The 16300-nt window shown below is 40.3% G+C and carries 18 protein-coding genes and 1 tRNA gene; 15 read left to right on the top strand and 4 right to left on the bottom strand.

What is annotated here, in order from left to right; translation table 11 throughout:
• Positions 1 to 401 precede the first annotated feature (401 nt).
• Positions 402 to 2459 carry a thioredoxin domain-containing protein gene (locus QZT26_RS11440; protein WP_205713401.1) on the bottom strand — a complete coding sequence of 686 codons (2058 nt, stop codon included), beginning with the start codon at positions 2457 to 2459 and terminating at the stop codon, positions 402 to 404.
• Between the two features lie 654 nt (positions 2460 to 3113).
• Positions 3114 to 3269, bottom strand: a complete 156-nt coding sequence (locus QZT26_RS11445; RefSeq protein WP_230405774.1) for a DUF433 domain-containing protein — start codon at positions 3267 to 3269, stop codon at positions 3114 to 3116.
• Between the two features lie 210 nt (positions 3270 to 3479).
• On the opposite strand from QZT26_RS11445, the gene QZT26_RS11450 reads away from it, so the two are divergent.
• The 6 genes from QZT26_RS11450 to QZT26_RS11475 all read left to right on the top strand — a co-directional run bounded on the left by QZT26_RS11450 (position 3480) and on the right by QZT26_RS11475 (position 7679).
• A complete protein-coding gene (locus tag QZT26_RS11450) occupies positions 3480 to 3701 on the top strand; it encodes a chemotaxis protein CheW (RefSeq protein WP_099326511.1) in 222 nt (73 codons plus the stop codon).
• 56 nt (positions 3702 to 3757) lie between these two features.
• On the top strand, positions 3758 to 4213 hold the full coding sequence (locus QZT26_RS11455; protein WP_164994944.1) for a chemotaxis protein CheW: 456 nt from the start codon (positions 3758 to 3760) through the stop codon (positions 4211 to 4213).
• Positions 4214 to 4298: 85 nt separating this feature from the next.
• Positions 4299 to 5258: an HD domain-containing phosphohydrolase gene (locus tag QZT26_RS11460; RefSeq protein ID WP_157820709.1), complete on the top strand. Its 960-nt coding sequence runs from the start codon at positions 4299 to 4301 to the stop codon at positions 5256 to 5258.
• 974 nt (positions 5259 to 6232) lie between these two features.
• Entirely contained in the window at positions 6233 to 6439 is a 207-nt protein-coding gene (locus tag QZT26_RS11465) for a hypothetical protein (RefSeq protein ID WP_099326514.1), read from the top strand.
• Positions 6436 to 7125, top strand: coding sequence for a type II toxin-antitoxin system VapC family toxin (locus QZT26_RS11470; RefSeq protein WP_099326515.1), 690 nt, complete (start codon positions 6436 to 6438; stop codon positions 7123 to 7125). Before QZT26_RS11465 ends, QZT26_RS11470 begins: the two co-directional genes overlap by 4 nt.
• 257 nt (positions 7126 to 7382) lie before the next feature.
• On the top strand, positions 7383 to 7679 hold the full coding sequence (locus QZT26_RS11475) for a site-specific integrase (RefSeq protein WP_099326516.1): 297 nt from the start codon (positions 7383 to 7385) through the stop codon (positions 7677 to 7679).
• A 325-nt stretch (positions 7680 to 8004) separates the two neighbouring features.
• Here the strand turns inward: QZT26_RS11475 and QZT26_RS11480 are convergent.
• Positions 8005 to 8078, bottom strand: a tRNA-Gln gene (locus QZT26_RS11480).
• 274 nt (positions 8079 to 8352) lie between these two features.
• Positions 8353 to 9081: a bifunctional demethylmenaquinone methyltransferase/2-methoxy-6-polyprenyl-1,4-benzoquinol methylase UbiE gene (gene ubiE, locus QZT26_RS11485; RefSeq protein ID WP_099326517.1), complete on the bottom strand. Its 729-nt coding sequence runs from the start codon at positions 9079 to 9081 to the stop codon at positions 8353 to 8355.
• Between the two features lie 253 nt (positions 9082 to 9334).
• Between ubiE and dusB the strand changes: the two genes are divergently transcribed.
• From dusB to cobI, 9 genes are all read left to right on the top strand, one after another.
• A complete protein-coding gene (gene dusB, locus QZT26_RS11490) occupies positions 9335 to 10303 on the top strand; it encodes a tRNA dihydrouridine synthase DusB (RefSeq protein ID WP_157820710.1) in 969 nt (322 codons plus the stop codon).
• 253 nt (positions 10304 to 10556) lie between these two features.
• On the top strand, positions 10557 to 11570 hold the full coding sequence (locus QZT26_RS11495) for a precorrin-8X methylmutase (RefSeq protein WP_205713403.1): 1014 nt from the start codon (positions 10557 to 10559) through the stop codon (positions 11568 to 11570).
• 165 nt (positions 11571 to 11735) lie between these two features.
• Complete coding sequence (gene cbiD, locus QZT26_RS11500; RefSeq protein ID WP_099326520.1) at positions 11736 to 12809, top strand: cobalt-precorrin-5B (C(1))-methyltransferase CbiD; 1074 nt, start codon at positions 11736 to 11738, stop codon at positions 12807 to 12809.
• Complete coding sequence (gene cbiE, locus QZT26_RS11505; protein WP_099326521.1) at positions 12794 to 13444, top strand: precorrin-6y C5,15-methyltransferase (decarboxylating) subunit CbiE; 651 nt, start codon at positions 12794 to 12796, stop codon at positions 13442 to 13444. Before cbiD ends, cbiE begins: the two co-directional genes overlap by 16 nt.
• Positions 13445 to 13536: 92 nt before the next feature.
• The gene (locus QZT26_RS11510; protein WP_157820711.1) at positions 13537 to 13692 is read left to right on the top strand and encodes a type II toxin-antitoxin system HicB family antitoxin; all 156 of its coding nucleotides are present in this window, start codon (positions 13537 to 13539) and stop codon (positions 13690 to 13692) included.
• Positions 13693 to 13860: 168 nt separating this feature from the next.
• Positions 13861 to 14064 (top strand): hypothetical protein, encoded by a 204-nt coding sequence (locus QZT26_RS11515; RefSeq protein ID WP_099326522.1) that lies wholly within the window; start codon positions 13861 to 13863, stop codon positions 14062 to 14064.
• Positions 14042 to 14374 (top strand): type II toxin-antitoxin system PemK/MazF family toxin, encoded by a 333-nt coding sequence (locus tag QZT26_RS11520; RefSeq protein WP_099326523.1) that lies wholly within the window; start codon positions 14042 to 14044, stop codon positions 14372 to 14374. Before QZT26_RS11515 ends, QZT26_RS11520 begins: the two co-directional genes overlap by 23 nt.
• Before the next feature lie 143 nt (positions 14375 to 14517).
• On the top strand, positions 14518 to 15312 hold the full coding sequence (locus QZT26_RS11525; RefSeq protein WP_099326524.1) for a restriction endonuclease: 795 nt from the start codon (positions 14518 to 14520) through the stop codon (positions 15310 to 15312).
• 75 nt (positions 15313 to 15387) lie between these two features.
• Entirely contained in the window at positions 15388 to 16110 is a 723-nt protein-coding gene (gene cobI, locus QZT26_RS11530) for a precorrin-2 C(20)-methyltransferase (protein ID WP_295102268.1), read from the top strand.
• Positions 16111 to 16300: the final 190 nt, after the last annotated feature.

A 16300-nucleotide genomic window follows, 5' to 3' on the forward strand; every position in this document is an offset into this window, starting at 1 on the left:
CAAAAGAGCAGAGCTGGCATGGCAAGTATGTTACGATAAGGGGTGCATTCCCGATTTTTTGTAAAAAGCTTATTAATTTATGGTAACATTTCAGTCTTTTGAAAAACGTATTACCTATAAGCTCCGTAGGAGCAGCCTGTTTGTAGCAAAATAGGATATTATAACAGATCGTAGAGACAGGTTTGAAACCTGTCTCTACAATTAGGAGCGACCTGTCTCTTGTAAATCCATATTAAACAGGTTTGCCTGAATACGGACAGGCCGCTCCTATGGAGCTATTTATCCTATTGAATTTTATTGCGCTACAAACAGACCGCCCCTAACGGGGCTACATGGTATTTTTTCTATCCCATGAATTTTTCAAAAATCTAAACTGTTACAAAGTGTTACAAATTCTGTTGTTATTCCAAAAGTTGTATGACTGCGTTTTTATCGGATACGGGTTTTTTACAGGAATAATTCTCGCACATATAGACGGTTGACCGGCCTTCTATGGGAATTAGTTCTTTTGTATAAGGTGCTATTTCCTCAATAAATATGCCGTTTGAGGGGTGAAGAAGCAATACTTTGTTTGGTAAAAAACGGCTTCTTATTTCCCTGAGAATATCTTTTGTATCATTCCCTTCACGTTCTCCCGCAACGATAATTTCTTTTGTGGGACCTAATGCAAAGTCAAGGGCGCACATGAATTGTGTATATCCGGAAGGATACTGGAGGATGGTGCCGGAAAATGTCTTTATAAGATTATCCGCTAACGCTTCATAAGAAGGGTTTCCGGTAATCCTTCCTAATCGCAATAGATTGAGCAATGCGATAGAATTTCCCGAGGGAGTAGCGCCATCATAAATATCTTTAGTTTGTGTGAAGAGTTTTTCGTTTGACTTGCCGCTTAAGAAAAACCCGCCTTCATTTTCATCTAAAAAGTTTTTGATCATTTCTTCATTAATCTGTAAAGCTGCCTGAAGATATTTTTCCTGAAAAGTCGCTTCATAAAGGTCGATTAACCCGTTCACGAAAAATGCGTAATCGTCAAGAAACCCCGCTATTGCGGATTCTCCCTGGCAATAACGCCGGAGTAATATCTTGTTTTCCTGCAATAGCGTATTCAGTATAAAGTCGGCGGCGCACATTGCGACGTTTGTGTATTTTGGTTCATCCATAGCCTGTGCGCCCCTGGATAAGGCGGAAATCATAAGACCATTCCATGAGGTGATAATCTTCGTGTCTTTATGGGGCTTAATACGTTTTTCCCGTATTGAAAGTAGTTTTTTGCGGCTATTGGCAAGCCGTTTTTCAAGGGCATCCGGCGACATATTTTCCAGTTTAGCTGCAATATGCAGTGGTTTGTCTGCGTGCAATATATTTTTATCTTCAAAATTGCCAATGTCCGACACGTCATAAAAATCACAAAAGATGTTTCCATCCTTTTCCCCGAGGGCTTCTTTGATTTCTTCCGGTTTCCATACGTAAAATTTCCCCTCAATGCCCTCGCTGTCGGCATCTTCTGCGGAATAAAAACCGCCTTCGGGCGACGTCATGTCGCGTAATACATAATCAAAAATATCCTTTGCTATTGCTGAATAAAGATCTTTTTTGGTCGCCTGATAGGTTTCGATATACGAAATGGCAAGTAATGCCTGGTCATACAGCATTTTTTCGAAATGAGGCGTTAACCAGTATTCATCGGTGGAATACCTGTGAAACCCGCCGCCTAAATGGTCATGGATGCCGCCTCTTGCCATTAATTCAAGAGACTTCTCAACCATTTCCAGGGCGAATGCGTTGTTGCTGCGTTTCCACCACCTGAGGAGAAATGTGAAATTATGTGGTGTGGGGAATTTTGGTGATGTTCCGAAACCGCCGTACAGAGAATCAAAACGGTCACTCAATTGTTCATAGGCTGTTTTTAGTGTCCGGACGTCGGGTTTTTCTTCGCCTTTTGAAGCTGTTTCGGTATCTATGAGCTTTGTTACCTGCAAGCTGGAAGCAATGATGCTTTCCTTGTTTGTATTCCATAAATTGGCAATTTGCGTCAGTAGAGCGATTAAACCCGGATTGCCTAAACGTTCGGTTTTTGGGAAATATGTGCCCGCGTAAAAAGATTTCCCCTCAGAGGTAAGAAAGAGCGTGAGAGGCCAGCCGCCGCTACCGGTCATCGCCTGGCAAACGGTCATATAAACGTTATCAATATCGGGGCGTTCTTCTCTATCCACCTTTATTGCAACGTAATATTCGTTTAATATTTTGGCTACCTCTTCGTCCTCAAAAGATTCGGTCTCCATTACGTGACACCAGTGGCAGGTAGAATATCCAATAGAAAGAAAAATTACTTTACTTTCCGCTTTCGCCTTTTCAAAGGCTTCTTTGCCCCATGGATACCAATCCACAGGATTGTAAGCATGTTGTTGCAGGTAAGGGCTTTTCTCATGTATAAGATGGTTTGGTTTATTTGTTTTCATTTTCAGTAATTGGTAGTTGTCGAATATGAATACGGTAGTCAGTATCAGCTGAAACGAGTATTCGATTTTCTTTAGTAGCTCGCCGAAGGATAGTAACGTCATCGGCAAATGATAATCCATATTCACGTACAATGGATAGTATCATACCCTGCATTGCGGAGTCCATCGGCAAGTAAAGGCGAAAGGGCATTTTCGATCAGAAAATTCATTTTGTTAGTACCAAAGGAATTTCGCGCTCTCTCACGGGTGCATTCCCGATTTTTTGTATATCTTCACACATTTTGTTTTTTTACAAAGAATTGTAATACTTTAGTCCTATGAAAAAAACCGCTCGTTCCCAAGCTCCGGCTTGGGAACGGGATTGTTTGAGAAGCTCCAGCTTCGAATGGAAAAGGGAATGAACCCATGATGTCAGCTTGGAGGCTTTTCAGTATGTTACCCAAGATATTTAGAAACATCTTTTGAATCGAATAATACACGAAGCTTCGCTTGCCGGCTAAATGGAAGCTAGAGCTTCCAACGCAATTACGTTCCCAAGCCGGAGCTTGGGAACGAGCATTTTTGTTTTCCAAAAATCTAAACTGTTACAAAAAATCAGGAATGCTCCCCTCTCTCACTGCTTCAGAGGCATACCGCAATGATTCCTTAATATCCTCATGTTCCAGGTCTGGAAAAAGCCTTTAATATTTCTTCTTCAGACATACCATCAGCAACCATACCAACAATTGTTGCAACAGGTATACGAAGCCCCCGAATACAAGGAATGCCGCCCATCTGGTTTGGATTAATAGTAATGCGGGTAAATTTCATTTATTAACCTCCCATAATGATTGTAGTAAAAAATCTCGTCTGATCTTCATTGTAAACATAAACTGCATAAATATACATTGTTTTCTCATTTTTGTTATTTGAAAAAATTACTTATTAAAATGGCAACAATATTGTTATACTTTTTCTCCACAACTCCTTTTGGTGTAAAGATCGTCATAATTATTATTTAGAGATAAGGTTACGGTAATAATGGATAGTGAATATCTTGTCGTTTTTGCGATTGAAAAACAGCGATTTGCGGTAAGGCATACAGCGTTGGAGCGGATCATTCGTGCTGTTGCAATTACCCCGTTGCCTGCTGTCCCTGAGATTATTTCAGAGGTGATTAATGTGCAGGGAAAGATACTGCCGATAATAAATATAAGAAAGAGATTGCGCTTAAAAGAAAAGGAACCACAGTTCACAGATTAAAAAAATAGTAGGAACACAGAGCACTGTGCCCCTACAATTGACCAATGACTAAAACAATGAACGATCGAGAGACAATTCTTAAAGAAAGGGCGAAAATACTCGCGCGGGAGCCGGAAATCCGGCAGAGGGAAATACACTATGTATCCATAGTTGAATTTCTTATTGATCAGGACAGATATGGCATCCCGGCAGACTGTGTTTGTGAAGTGTATTTACTGAAAGGAATTACAACAATCCCTGGAGTGCCTGAATATGTAGTGGGAATTATTAATGTCCGAGGACAGATATTTTCTGTTATTGACATAAAGGCATTATTTAACATTCCAAAGGGAAAGGGTATCTCCCATTTAAACGAAGTAATAATTATTCATAATGAAACCATGGAGTTTGGCATTGTTGTCGATTCAATTGCGGGAATAACCTCCATTCCTTCTCACAAGATAACACCGGCGCCACTGACGATGACGGAATTTGTCCGAAAATACATAAAGGAATTACGAATAACCATTTAATTCTATTGGATGCGGAACAATTGTTGACAGACAATTCAATAGTTATAAATGACGAAAGTATAGCAACCATGAGGTAATGATTATTATGACAAATGAATATATTCCGGTAGCTTTAAACACAATACAGCCTAATACCTGTGCCGGATGCAATCTTTACATAAAAACTCACACAGACGAAGGTATCCGTTACGTACTGTATTGCAACAGTGAGAGCGCCCTTTATGAGCATAATATAAAAGAACTTCAGTATAATCAGATAAACTATCTTTTTATAAAACAATGTGAAGAGACGTTATATTTGAGGCATAGGGAGTCCCATTTAAAACTGATAATTCATGACCCTTCTCTTGACACGAAAACTAAATCGGAAATGGTTTATAATGTGGCAAAATCCATTATGTTTGACATATTTAACGACCCGCGTGCCGGAGATAATGTTGAAAGGTCAAAAAACTGGGTATCAGGCACAGTAGAATATGTGCTGAACAACAAAGACGCCACTTCAACCATGTTAAACATGGTATCGTATGATTATTATACCTATACTCATTGCGTTGACGTCTCTGTACTTGGTCTTTTATTTGCAAAATATTTAAGGCTTAATGAGAAAGAAATGAATGATTTTGGCACAGGATTGTTGCTTCATGATATAGGAAAGACACGGATTAACCTTGATATACTGAACAAAAATGGAAAACTGAGCGAGGTTGAGTACATTGAGATAAAGAAACATGTGGAATTTGGACATGAAATATTAAAGGGTTTGGGTGGTCTTCGGGAAGAATCGTTCTTTCCTATTTTGCAGCATCATGAAAAGCTTAATGGACAGGGTTATCCAATGGGTTTGAGGGGTGGCGAGATCCATGATTATGGAAAAATTGCAATGATAATAGATGTTTACGATGCGTTAACAACCAAAAGGCCGTATTCGGATGCGAGAAAACCATTCCCTGCGTTACAAATGATGAAAGAGCATATGAAGGGCCATTTTGACGAGGTATATTTTAGAAGCTTTGTCGCTTTTCTCGGGAGCAGGGGTGGGTAGTGCAATATGCCCCTTGGTGGACAAGCTGGAACCAAACAAGCACTAAATAAAAAATACGAAATTCGAAGTACGAAATACGAAACAAATCCGAATGACAAAGCATAAAACATACAACAATATGAAGCGCGAAATACGAAAGAGGAACCAGTAGAGTAGAAACAGACGACGAGAACTTAGGCAGAAGTTTGTTTTCTCTGTTTGCTGGCTGGTTTCCCGCCAGTGCCACCATATCTCCGCCATATACTTATCATCGTTCGACCGAGCTCACGACGAAGTCTGCCCCCTCTTCAAACCGTGCATGCGATTTTCCCGCACACGGCTTTCCGACAGTCTTCTTCTTATGCTTTCACAGGTTGTCTGGCAGGAACATATTTTGTCGGGTCTATTAGTCCATATCTATTTACTAATTCCTTAAACGCTCCCCGATTATAGAGCTTGCTCCTGCGCTGACTTTTCCTCTTATAATATCTCGGCAATCTCCTGTATCTGCATTCATGAAGGGTGAAATTGACATGGGTACTCTTGCACTTTGGACAAAAGCATGGCTTCTGTTTTGTCGCAATAAGCTTTTCATGTTCCAATGGGGAAGTTGGGGTGTATGATTGCAGCCCTTTGCTTAATTTCGGGGTATTTACTGAGTTGAAAAACAAAATTTATTTTAAACAGGTAAGGGCGGCGAATGAAGTTGTAGTATGGCCGCATGAGCAGGACATATGCCCAGACACTTTATACTTAGATTCTATAAAAATTAAAAAAATGCCAAACAAATCACTACAACGGACTGGCACAAAAAGCCGTACCAGTCGCTGAACTTTTATGTTGGTAGTGGAAAGTTTTTCTAACATCCCACACATTAATTTTTTCTGAATCTTCAACAGAACTGGCAAATGATTTTTTTATTTAATCAGGGGTGATTTTGACTTATATTAGGGCAAATAGAGTGATTACTAAATTTATTATGGAAGGATTATCATATGAACCGGTTTGTTACAGATACCAGAATTATCAAAGGGCATTTGGAGTTAAGCAATATCCCTTTTAGTGGTGATTTGGATGTAAAAGTGATAGTTATTCCAAAGGTCAAGTTAGAAAGGATGTCTTTTGAGAAAGTTCAACAGCTTACAAAATCTATAAAAGGAAATCTTTCTGATGACGTAATTGGAGAGAGAAAAGTCAGATGAATCTGTTTATTGATGCCAGCGCTCTTGTGAAGCTATATCATAAAGAAGATGGGAGTGAACAATTAACCGATTTCCTTAAGCAAAATGAAGATGACCTGGTGATTACAATTTCTGAACTGTCGAGAATAGAATTCCATTCTGCATTTCTGAAGCGAGTAAGAATGAAGGAAATTGATTTATCAACAGTTCAGCAAGCTTTTAAAGAGTTTGAAAATGATCTTACAATGATAAACGTTCTGGAAACAACATCAGAGGTAAAGAAGTTTGCGATTTCCTTACTGGATAACATTGCTCCGGCCAAAAATTTCCGAACCTTAGATGCGCTCCAATTAGCAACTGCCCTTACTGGTAACCAATTTTATCGTGTCTCTTATTTTATAGCCGCTGATCAAAGACTATTAAAAGTAGCGGCGGAATATTTTAACACCTTCAATCCGGTTGAGTTTAAGGAAGCAGATAATACGGAAAGTCAGTTTACAGAACCGGCAAAGAAGTTTTGGGATTCTATTCCGGAAAATATAAGGGAGGAATTGCTTGAGAATGTATGGTGCAGTAATTGTTCAGAGGTTACCACCGTCATAAATTTTAAAGGAACCATTGAAAGTGGTGATTTAATCCTTCGCGGCGAGTGTCGAAAGTGTAGTTATAAAGTTGCCAGATTAATAGAAGCGAATGAAAGTAAATGAGTTTGTTATAATAAAGTTCGTAGGTCAGGGTCAGGCATCACTGCTAACAGGCTGTTGGAATCGATGAAACCCGTTTTGGCAACAGATGAGAGTTCGGATCTTCCTCAGAAATTTTGTAGTTTTGTTTACAATGTGCCCGCTGTGGGTTTCACGGCTCAACAGCAGCGTTATAACGTGAATATATATTAATCCCAAGACCTTATAATTCATAATTACGTTATTTATAAAATAACACATTTCCTATAAATTAAAATGGTATGCCGTACAATCCAAAAAATGTGTACAAGGTATTTAAAAAGAGCTTGGAATGTGCCGGAATAGATGATTTCAGATTTCATGACCTGAGACATTGTTTTGCGTCATGGAACAGGCAGGCAGGAGTTGGTATATACACCATTGCTGAACTAATGGGATACAAGAACACAACGATGACGATGCGTTATGCTCATATTACTCCGGTACATCTTACAAAGGCTATTGGGTTGTTGGAAAAAAGCTATCATGAATCCAGCACGAATTTAGCACTCTCTCTCAGGGATGTTGTTCATCAGTGAGCATAGCTTATTATGTTGATGAGGGTTGTAAGCGTACATTAAAACTATGGTTCCAAATTTGTAACCAGAACCCCACGTTTTATACTTTCAATCCAGCCTTCTATTGGCAAAACAACAGGCAAATAAATTCCAAATTCCAAACGGAAATTTTGTGATTTGCGCATTGTAATTTTACCGCAGTACATGTCCCCATTATCCGCATAAACTCATGGGTTCAGGCTTCGTTGTGAGCTCAGCCGAACCGGTTGCAAACCCGAACCCACCGGGGTAGTTATTTTGCCATTAATTAACAGATACCATTCAAGTCATAAGTCATTGTGAATATTGGCTGGGGAACAGGGATTCGAACCCCGACAAAGTGATCCAGAGTCACTTGTGCTACCGTTACACTATTCCCCAGTGCGTTGGATGGGTATTTTGAGGAAATGAAAAGACAGTGGCAGGAATACACTGTCTTTAGCTAAAACGTCTTAATCACTCATACGGCAAATTACAAGTAGAGATATTACATAATCTTTAATGATGTGTCAAGCGCATTGATTCATAAAATGAAAACAGCCTTGTTGGATTTACGATTTTAAATCGTACCTCGTAAATCGTACTTCGTAACAGCCCAATTTCCGACAGGCAGTGCCTACCCTACATGTGAAATAAAAATGTCGCTGTAGTGTTATCAGGGTTTTTTCCCCACATGGATAGTCACAATCCCCAATGTCCTGGCATAGATTTTCACGTCAACAAGGCCGCATGCTTCCATCTGTACCTTTAGTCCGTATCTGTCCGGAAAATTCAGCACAGACGATGGTAAATAAGCATAGGCGTTGCACGTGCTTTTTGAGATGATTTTACCAATAAAAGGGAGTATCTTTTTGAAATAAAGATAATACATTTCCCGGAAAAAGGTGTTTGTTGGTTGTGAAAATTCAAGGATGACTACCCGCCCGCCCGGAGCGGTTATCCTTGCCATTTCACTGATTCCCGCTTTTAAATCGGAAACGTTTCTTATCCCGAATGCCACGGAGGATACCTGGAAGTAGTTGTCATGGAAAGGAAGGTGGAGGGTGTCCGCACATAAGATATTTATTTTATCTGATACATGTTTCTTTTTTAATTTTCTGTTTGCTATCTCAAGCATTTCTCGGCAAAAATCGCTTCCTGTCACCTTGCCGCGGTCATTCAGTTTTAAAGAATATTCGATTGCAAGGTCGCCGGTTCCGGTGCATACATCCAAAATTTGTGCGTCCGGCGTAACGTTGCTGACTCTAACGGCAAACTTCCGCCAACTCTTGTCGAAATTAAAACTTAATATCGTATTCAAAAGATCATAAACACCGGCGATGGAGCCAAACATACGCTGGATGTGTTCGCTTTTTTTGGTAAGTAATTCAGATTGAGAGACCATAGATTATGATAATTTAAAGGAACCACAGATTTCACAGACTTCGTCGTGAGCTCAGTCGAACGATTACACAGATTAAAAACAGGTTGGCACGGATAAACTTGTTTGTCCGTGTCCGGCTTGTAACTAAATGCTAACGAAATATAGCAAAATATAAGTCAAAATAAAACATTTAAATTATTTGGAAAGTTATTGAAATATGGGTACAATCCCTATTATTTTTCATAGAACTAAAGTGCTACAGTTTTTTTGTAATATGAATCCGAGTTTTTACATACGAAATATTCCCGTATATGGCGAGTTGATATTGGCGCCTATGGCCGGTTTTTCTGATATGCCGTACAGGCTTATATGCCGCAGGTTCGGCATGTCTATGAGCTATACGGAAGTCGTTTCCGTGTCTGGCATAGTGTGGAATAATAAAAAGACGTTTAAATTGCTTGATTTTAAAGAGGAAGAACGGCCTGTTACCTTCCAGGTGGTTGGCAATGATGAATGCCAGATTACAGAGGCCTGTAAGAAAATAGAGCAATTGGGGCCTGATATTATTGATATCAATATGGGATGTTCGGTATCGGATATTGCCGGAAAGGGTGCTGGGGCTGGGATGCTTAAACATCCATCAAAGATCTCAAAAATGTTTAATAATCTTACCGGGTCTTTATCAGTACCTGTGACTGGAAAAATTCGTCTTGGGTGGGATCACAAAACACGAAATTATATTGAAGTGGCCAGAATACTGGAAGAAAACGGAGCGTCTCTCATTGCGGTACATGGCCGTACAAGGTCTCAGTATTTTTCAGGCGCCGCCGATTGGGATGCGATTGCTGAAGTAAAACAGTCGGTAAAAATTCCAGTAATTGCGAATGGAGACGTGCGGTCTGTTGCAGACATAGCAGAAATAAAAAAACGTACGGCATGTGACGGGGTAATGATTGGAAGGGCGGCAATCGGGCATCCATGGATTTTCCGATATAAAGACAGAGAAAATATTTCGGGTAGCGAGAAAATTGAAATGATCCGGTATCACTTGGATTGTATGAAAGAATATTACGGCCATGCTATTGGGGTAGTACTTTTTCGAAAACATGCGGTGAAGTATATTGTGGGTCTGCCAAAAGCTACAGAATTACGCCCTTATATAGTAAGGAGTAAAAGCGCGGAAGATATCATTTCGTACATTGCCGCGCATCTGAACAGGTATTCGAAGTATGAAGCCGCGTGATTTAACGTTTAGTACCTTATCAGTAATTTCATTGCGCTTTTTGGCAAAATATTTAATAGTAAAATCAGAAATGCTAAATACGAATCCACCCCCTGCACCTCCGCCAGCGGGGGACATTCTCCCCATTTGGAGCTGGTAAGGGGGAGGACTCCAGAATTTATTTCGTATTTCGTACTTCGAATTTCGTATTTTTTATCTCGCGCTTGTTCGGTTCTGGCTATGCCAACAAGGTTTTTAAAGAAGGTTATTGATAATGAAAACAGGTGTTATACTCATTTCTCATGGTAGTAAAATAAGTAGTGGCAATGAAGGCTTGTTGAAAATAGCGGATATGCTTCGTGCAATGAATCGTTGGGACATGGTTGAACCGGCATTTTTGCAACTGGCAAAACCTGGATTGGATGAGGTGGTTGAAAAAACAGTGGCAAACGGAATGGGGCGGATTGTAGTAGTTCCGCTGCTTCTTTTTAAGGGGAATCATGTATTTAAAGACATTCCCGAAATGCTGGAAAAGGAGAGAGCGAAATATCCGAAGATGGAATTTATCTATACCAATAATATCGGAGCGGATGAACGAATTGCATTAATTGCGGCAGACCGTATTCATGAAAAACTGGTAGAGAGACAATTCGGTGAAAAAGGCCGGTTGGAACAGCCGCAATTAATTATCGATGAAAGTTTTGAGATCATCGATAAACTCGTTAATCTCGCGAATATACCTGAATTACAGAGACCTGTAATACAACGCGCAATTCATGCTACAGGCGATACGGAATATGCGTACAATTTACTATTTTCTTCCAATGCGGTTGAAGCTGGAGTAAAAGCCATAAAGGATGGGAAAAACATCATTACCGATGTAAATATGGTGAAAGCGGGGATCAGTAAAAAACCTGTTGAAAATTTTGGAGGAAAACTGGTCTGTAAGATTGACGATAACTTGGTTGCTGATGAGGCAAAACGATCGGGAAAAACCCGTGCGATGATTGCCATGCAGTTTTCACTTGATGAAATGCAGGGGGGTGTTGTGGTAATCGGCAACGCGCCAACCGCCTTGTTTGAACTTATTGATTTAATAAAAAAGGACAAGGCGAAACCGGCGCTGGTAATTGGTATCCCTGTAGGATTTGTAGGCGCGGTTGAAGCAAAGGCGGCATTAAAACAGATATCCATACCTTATATTACCAATGATAACCGTAAAGGCGGGAGCGCAGTGGCGGTGGCTATCATTAACGCTGTCATTGAATTGGCGAAGAAGGCACGGTAAATCATATAGCCAAAAGTATCCATTTCCCGAAAAATTTAATATAGCATATTAACATTGATTCGGATTTCACCATTAGATATTTTACCAAAAAGCACGCACTGACGAATGGAAGTGTGCGAAGAAATTGCTGATAAGGTACTAATTATTCGTTTTCCGGGGTAGGATATGAAATCTGGTTATACTACGGGAAGTTGTGCTACGGCGGCTGCTAAGGCAGCGGCTATAGGGCTGTGGAAGGGAAATATCCCTGATGAGATTGAGATTGACACGCCGGCGGGTACAAAACTCAAACTTAAAATTTATCATAAACAAGTATCTTCAATATCAGCGGAATGTGCTGTTCAAAAGGACGCGGGAGACGACCCTGACGTAACGAATGGCTGTTTTGTACATGCACGGGTAGAGCGAAGTTGTGCCCTAACAATAGAAATTGACGGCGGAGTTGGTGTTGGCCGTGTAACTAAGCCGGGATTACAGTCTCCTGTAGGGCAGGCGGCAATAAATCCCGTGCCTGGACGCATGATTGAGGATGCAGTACGTGAAGTGATTGGACGCCATAGTGGGGCAAAGGTAATTATTTCTGTTCCTGATGGTGAAAGACTCGCGGAAAAGACCTTTAATCCTAAACTAGGCATTGTAGGGGGTATTTCTATTCTCGGGACTACAGGCATTGTGCGTCCCATGTCAGACGAAGCACTAAAAACATCCCTTTTGTGTGGGCTTGATATTGCAAAAGGGTTAGGGTATAAAGAAGTTGTGTTAGTTCCGGGGAATCTGGGTGAACGTGCAGTGTCGGGTTATTTCTGCATTGCAAATGATCAGATTGTTCAAATGAGTAATCATGTTGGTTTTATGCTGAATGCGGTAAAAGACAGAGGCTTTGAACGTGTAATGCTTGCCGGACACCCCGGCAAACTCGCCAAGTTGCTCAGAGATGATTTTAATACGCACAGCTCCGTTTCACGTCCGGCAAACGATATTTTAATTGACCATGTAAAATCTGTATGCCGCACGCAGCAGATGCTTGATAAACTTAAAGAAGCTGCTACCGTAGAAGGGATCCTGGAATTATTGAGTCAAAATAACGCATTATATGTAATGGATAGTGTTGCTGATAAAATTGAAGAGAAGGTGCGTGTATATTTGCATCGCAAGGTATCTGCGGGTGTAGTATTGTTTGATATGAGGGGTTCTGTGGTGGGAAGATCGGAGAGCGCGGAAAAATGGCGGAAGAACTGAGAAATAGCGTTATTATAGTCGGTTGCGGACCAGGGCTAAAATCATATATTACCCCAAAGGCGTTATATAATATTAAAAAGGCGGATATTCTTGTTGGCAGCAGGCGGTTGCTAAAACTCTTTCCCGATACCGGTGCTAAAAGAATTATTATTGAAAAAAACTATAAACTTTTGTTGAAAAAAATAGCGCATTGGAGTTTTACCAGGCAAGTGGTTGTCCTCGTAAGCGGCGACCCCTGTTTTTTTAGTTACACGAAAATGATTGTAAAAAAATTCGGACGTGGTTCCTGTATTATTATTCCAGGGTTGAGCAGTATACAATTGGCGTTTGCCGCCATTGGCGAGAGCTGGGAAGATGCGGCATTTGTGAGTGTACATGGAAGAAGTTCAGGATATAAAGAACTTATTAAAAAAGTGAAAGATTACGATAAGGTAGCAGTTTTAACGGATAAAGTGAATACGCCTGCAAGGATTGCGTGCAAGCTGATGGATGCGGGAATTCTGAAAAGGCGGATGTTTATTTGCGAGAATCTTTCCCTCTCCAATGAGACAATTCATGAAAAAACGATACAATCCGCAATGAATCTTAGCACAAATGGGGCTTCTGTAGTAATTATTAAAAAAACAGGTAGTTGAGCAAATATTCACAGATTATTATGGCAATAAAATAGATACTCGAATTAGTGGATTTTAGTTATAGTTACTTATTTGAAGGGGGGGGGTAAATTATGAACACAGAATTTACCGCTGTTATAAAGCAAGAAGGCGATTGGTGGATTGGATGGGTAGGGGAAATACCAGGGATAAACTGCCAGGAACATACCCATGAAGAATTAATTGAAAGTCTTAGAGTTACCCTAAAAGAAGCTATAGAATTTAATTAAAGTAAAATAAAACCCTGACGAGCAAATATTTTTCTGGAGTAGAGATCGGCTTTGTTCTTTTGATCGGCTTACACGCGAAGAAGCGGATCGTATGAAACAGTTTTTTTATGAACTATACAACGAAAAAAATTAGATTGGATATTGGATTTTCTTAATCTTGGAGGAAAGATGTTCAATACTTTAGAAGGCATTGTGCATGAAGGAAAGATCAAGTTATTGGAGCCAACGGTTTTGTGTGAGGGAACACATGTATTAGTAACTGTACTCCAAAATGAAGAAACACAATTCTGGACAGAAGTGAGTCAAAACTCTCTCGACAAGGTGTGGAATAACCCAGAGGATGATATTTATGCCGAATTACTCCAAAAATGACGTTGTTTTAGTGCAATATCCATTTTCGGGTGTATCGGTGCAAAAAGTACGTCCTGCGGTTGTCGTCAATGCTCCCCATGTTTCACATGATTTACTGGTTGTTCCTCTAACCAGTAAGACGACTTCTCTTTTAAAAGGAGAATTTGTGCTCACCGATTGGACATTAGCAGGACTCAATGTTGTAACAGCAGTTAAACGTGGAATATATACAGTGCATCAATCCTTAATCATCAAAAGACTTGGCAAACTGAGTCATGCAGATAGTCAGAAAATAGAGGTAGCCTTAAAAGAATGGCTCGGTATGTCATGAACAAGCCCAACCCAGCGCTGGAGCGTACTGTGAACCCCGTGTTTTTCCCCACCAGTTGAGTTAGTTTCAAGTGCATCATTTTTACGAACAGCTAGGTGGGGTTCACAGCCGCGCAGCTTGGTCGTTAGCCCGAGAAAATTATAATGGCAAAAAGAAATGAATCTATATTAAAATTGCTAACTCAGGTTCCATGGTGGATAAGCGTAGTTCTTTCGGCAACTGCTTTTTTTGTGCTTAAATTCATTGTGCCGGCAATTAATTTTCAAAGCTGGGTTCTCAAGGGCGTTGCTGGTGCAGCGCCGACAATAGCATATTTTGTAGCAATCATCTTTCTCGTTCATGCTCCTATCTCATATTTTAATTCATCAAGAAAAAGGAAATTACTGGACAAACAAAAAGACATTGATTCAATTAAATCTTTGTCATGGAAGCAGTTTGAAGAGTTGATAGCAGAAGCCTATCGTCGCAAAGGTTACTCTGTAGTCGAAAACTATGACATTGGCCCTGATGGTGGAATCGATTTAGTTTTGAAAAAAGATGGCAATATGTTTTTAGTCCAGTGTAAACAGTGGAGAAGTTACAAAGTAGATGTTCGTGTTGTTCGGGAAATGTATGGTGTAATGACCGCTAAACATGCTGCAGGTGTTATTATAGTTACCTCTGGCTTATTTACTCAAGAAGCTAAAAACTTTGCAGTAGATAAGCCTATTTATTTAGTAGAAGGAAGTCAGGTTGTTAATTTGATAAGGAGTGTTCAGACAAAGCTAACTTATTCCCCTGATGAAATCAATAAACCACGGACAACTGCAAATCTCTGTCCAGTCTGCGGAGGCGAACTTGTAATGCGGGTAGCTCAGCATGGGAAAAACGCAGGAAATAAATTTTGGGGTTGTTCTAATTTTCCAAAGTGTAAATTCTCTAAAGCATATACGGGCTAACAAATCACTCGTGCGTACAGGTTATCACCTGCCCCACAGTTAAGGCGTTAACTATGTTATGGCATTTATAAAAAAATGAAGACAGGTAATTTTTATGGCATCGGGCTTGGTCCGGGAGATCCGGAACTGTTAACGATCAAGGCAGTAAATACCATACGCAATGCGGATTGTATTTTTGTGCCTAAATCTGATACAAAAGAGGAAAGTCTGGCGTTGCAGATAGTAGAGGAATATGTAAGCCGGAAGAGAATCGTAACGCAGATTTATCCCATGACAAAAGAGAAAAATATTCTTGATGCGGCATGGAAAAAATCGGCGGAAGAAGTGCGTGATGAAGTTTTGAAAGGACATGATGTAGTATATTTAACGCTTGGGGATCCGATGACATTCAGCACTTACATTTATCTGTTGCGTCATCTTGGTGCGCTCCTGCCAAATGAGGTTATTCACACAATTCCCGGTATTACCTCTTATAACGCTGCGGCTTGTTTCGGAAACTTTCCCCTGCTGACCGGCGATGAGAAGCTGGCCGTAATACCTGTGCCGGAGGATGTTGCCTCGTTAAGGCCTGTTTTGGAATTGTTCGACACCGTAGTTTTGATGAAGGTTGCAAAGAAACTGGATGAAGTTTTATTCTTGCTGGATGATATGGGACTTACCGGAAATGGCCTTTTTGCCTCGTATATCGGACAAAAAAATGCCTTTGTAACCTGCGATCTCTTGTCACTAAAAGGAAGCGGCAGAGGGTACTTGTCGGTTATGATAGTAAGGAAAAACAGCAATACCTCTATCGGTTGATAGATAGAAAAGGGCAACTATTGAGCGTAATCTATTAAACTCCCGAAGCACAACTCGTTCGCGTGTTCACTCATTAGAAGGCTTTTGTCAAGGACAAAATATCTCCGGTCGCAAAAATATCTACATTTTCACGTTTTGAATACCCCTCCAAGTACGGAATCGCTCTTACTGCTGTTTACGAAAATGACTA

Origin of the sequence: uncultured Candidatus Kuenenia sp., assembly GCF_900696675.1 — a bacterium.
Lineage (GTDB): Bacteria > Planctomycetota > Brocadiia > Brocadiales > Brocadiaceae > Kuenenia > Kuenenia stuttgartiensis_A.

Coding starts and splice junctions, on each gene's coding strand:
- QZT26_RS11440 (WP_205713401.1), bottom strand. CDS start 2,459: ATGAAAACAAATAAACCAAACCATCTTATACATGAGAAAAGCCCTTAC.
- QZT26_RS11445 (WP_230405774.1), bottom strand. CDS start 3,269: ATGAAATTTACCCGCATTACTATTAATCCAAACCAGATGGGCGGCATT.
- QZT26_RS11450 (WP_099326511.1), top strand. CDS start 3,480: ATGGATAGTGAATATCTTGTCGTTTTTGCGATTGAAAAACAGCGATTT.
- QZT26_RS11455 (WP_164994944.1), top strand. CDS start 3,758: ATGAACGATCGAGAGACAATTCTTAAAGAAAGGGCGAAAATACTCGCG.
- QZT26_RS11460 (WP_157820709.1), top strand. CDS start 4,299: ATGACAAATGAATATATTCCGGTAGCTTTAAACACAATACAGCCTAAT.
- QZT26_RS11465 (WP_099326514.1), top strand. CDS start 6,233: ATGAACCGGTTTGTTACAGATACCAGAATTATCAAAGGGCATTTGGAG.
- QZT26_RS11470 (WP_099326515.1), top strand. CDS start 6,436: ATGAATCTGTTTATTGATGCCAGCGCTCTTGTGAAGCTATATCATAAA.
- QZT26_RS11475 (WP_099326516.1), top strand. CDS start 7,383: ATGCCGTACAATCCAAAAAATGTGTACAAGGTATTTAAAAAGAGCTTG.
- ubiE (WP_099326517.1), bottom strand. CDS start 9,081: ATGGTCTCTCAATCTGAATTACTTACCAAAAAAAGCGAACACATCCAG.
- dusB (WP_157820710.1), top strand. CDS start 9,335: ATGAATCCGAGTTTTTACATACGAAATATTCCCGTATATGGCGAGTTG.
- QZT26_RS11495 (WP_205713403.1), top strand. CDS start 10,557: ATGAAAACAGGTGTTATACTCATTTCTCATGGTAGTAAAATAAGTAGT.
- cbiD (WP_099326520.1), top strand. CDS start 11,736: ATGAAATCTGGTTATACTACGGGAAGTTGTGCTACGGCGGCTGCTAAG.
- cbiE (WP_099326521.1), top strand. CDS start 12,794: ATGGCGGAAGAACTGAGAAATAGCGTTATTATAGTCGGTTGCGGACCA.
- QZT26_RS11510 (WP_157820711.1), top strand. CDS start 13,537: ATGAACACAGAATTTACCGCTGTTATAAAGCAAGAAGGCGATTGGTGG.
- QZT26_RS11515 (WP_099326522.1), top strand. CDS start 13,861: ATGTTCAATACTTTAGAAGGCATTGTGCATGAAGGAAAGATCAAGTTA.
- QZT26_RS11520 (WP_099326523.1), top strand. CDS start 14,042: ATGCCGAATTACTCCAAAAATGACGTTGTTTTAGTGCAATATCCATTT.
- QZT26_RS11525 (WP_099326524.1), top strand. CDS start 14,518: ATGGCAAAAAGAAATGAATCTATATTAAAATTGCTAACTCAGGTTCCA.
- cobI (WP_295102268.1), top strand. CDS start 15,388: ATGAAGACAGGTAATTTTTATGGCATCGGGCTTGGTCCGGGAGATCCG.